Below are 2,157 nucleotides of genomic sequence, written 5' to 3' on the forward strand. Positions count from 1 at the left end.
CGCTGTAGGTCGGACTCGCACCGATGCGGTCATCGAAGCGCTCTGGCGTCCACTGTCCGATTGCAGCGTTCCCCGCCTGACCCGCTACAGGAACCATCGCCAGGGCATAGCGAGCCTGCGACAGGAAGAACGATTCGAGCAGCTTGACGGCGAGTTCGTCCCCGTCGTCGTCGTCCAGATCCCCACGCATGCCCTTGGCGATCACGTCGGCCAGGAAGGCGGGCACTGCGAAGCCCAGCATGTAGACAAGAGCAAGCCGTGCCGGGCCGCTAGCGTTCTGCGCCTCCGTTGCTAGCAGATTGCCCTGCGCATTGAAGTAGGACGCGAACTGCAGGAACAGCCGCGTGAAGGCTCCTGCGTGCTCCACCTTGGACGCATCCTCCGGCGCAAAGCTGCTCTGGGTCATCCGCACCGCGCTGTCGGCCTGGCGGACTGCATTCGCTCCCTTCACACCGTGGGACTCGGCGTCCTTGTAGGCACCGATCCAGACCACGCGATCGAGGAAGTTCTGTGCGGCCTGTTGCAGGACATAGCCGTACCTCGTGCCGAGCTGCTCGACCTTCTGGAGGGCGTTCGGGTTGGTGAGCATGTCCTCGATCGTGCGGTCGACATCGTGGGCGCTGTTGTCTGATCGGTGGAGCATCCACTCCGACAGACCATTGATCGCGGCGGCCGACTTCGCAGGGCTTCTCACGTACTCCATGAGCCCCGCGGCCAGGTAGCGAGGTGGCACCCTCAATGCAGCGACGCTCAGACCGGTGAACTGCTGCAGCGTGTTCACGACGTTCGCCGACATCAGCAGCAGGCCGGTGCGGTTCCGTACTCGGTTGGCGATGCGTGCCACGGCCCGGTCTGCCTGCGTCTCCGGGGCCTTGTTCAGGGTCTGGGTCGCTGTCCGCTTGAGCCACGGGACGATCATGCTCTCGACTGCGGTGGGGTCGACGGCATCCATGGCCGAGCGGAAGGTCCGATTGCGCGTCACCAGGCGAGCGGCGTCCCGAAGGACCGGGCCGAGCGTGGCGAAGCGTGCCACCTTGTCGATGTGAGCCGGGAGCATCCGCAGATCCAACGCCAGAGGCTTGGTGTAGTTCTGGATCCGGCCTTTCGTGAAGCCGCGTGTCACGGCCGGGAACATCGGGCTGTTCTGGCCGGCCAGCAGGTCGTCCATGGCGCCGTGCGTTCTCGCTTCGGGCACCAGCAGCTGTCGGTGATCGCAGGGACGTAGCCGCCCGAGAGTTCGCCGAACGGGGTTTGCACGGGCTCGGCGGTGATCTCCGCAAAGTAGTGGCCGAACATGCGCTTGTGGGCGGCCTGGGCCAAGGGCTTGATCTCCTCCAGCAGGTTCCACGTCGCCTGCACGAAGTCCCAGTCGGCCTTGGTGATGCGCTTCTCCGCGTGCATGCGCTTGAGGAAGTTGTCCCAGCGGGTCGTGTCGAACGATCCGTCGGGGCGCTCGGTCGCCCACTGATAGCCAAGCAGCAGCTTGCGCAGGTTGCTCTCGTTGCCGGTGTGCAGCAGCGCATGGAGCAGTGCCGAGCGGTCGGCGAACACCATGCCGTCGGCGAGTTCGGGCGCAGCGATCTTGCCGGGCTTGAGGGTGGGCTCGATGGTCTTCAGTAGCGCCAGGAAGCGATTCACGTAGTCGTTGCGCTGGGTGCGGTAACGGGTCACTGCTTCACTGACCGGCTGCCAGACGTAGGTGCGGAACGGGCCGGTGTTGCCGCCATCACGCGCATCGGCCCAGAACTCCACGCGCCGCAGGGCCGCACGCATGCCTGCCAGGCGCATGCGCAGGTCGAGCTGGGTGTTCGTGCCGACCATGCGCTCGCGCTTCGCCTGCGGCTCTCCAGAGAGGCGTTCCGCCAGGGCTTCGGCCGCGCCGTTGATCTCGACCATCTGGCCGTCGATCTCGATCATGCGAGTCGAGCGGGCCAGGGACCACACGGCATCCACACGGTCACGGACGGATCGGAAGTCAGCGACGGTCAGATCGCGGTAGTTCACCGAAGCGGGGAGACCCTCCATCAGCACCAGCAGGTCGGCGTGCAACTCGGGATCGTAGGTCTCGACCTTGGCCAGGTAGTCGGCAGCGGTCTTGTCCACTTGGGCCAGGCCGTATTGAGCAAGGACAGCGCGGGCGGTGTCGGCGAGGTTGCC

2 protein-coding genes are annotated in these 2,157 nt (G+C 65.6%); both read right to left on the reverse strand.

From position 1 onward, the window contains the following. On the reverse strand, window positions 1–1,168 hold a 1,168-nt coding region (locus Y694_RS21425), incomplete at its 3' end, for a hypothetical protein (protein ID WP_036236495.1). After that, the coding region (locus Y694_RS21430; protein WP_231497832.1) for a hypothetical protein at window positions 1,120–2,157 on the reverse strand (1,038 nt) is incomplete at its 5' end. The genes Y694_RS21425 and Y694_RS21430, both read right to left, overlap by 49 nt.

This window comes from Methylibium sp. T29-B, from assembly GCF_000576225.1.
Lineage (GTDB): Bacteria > Pseudomonadota > Gammaproteobacteria > Burkholderiales > Burkholderiaceae_C > Methylibium > Methylibium petroleiphilum.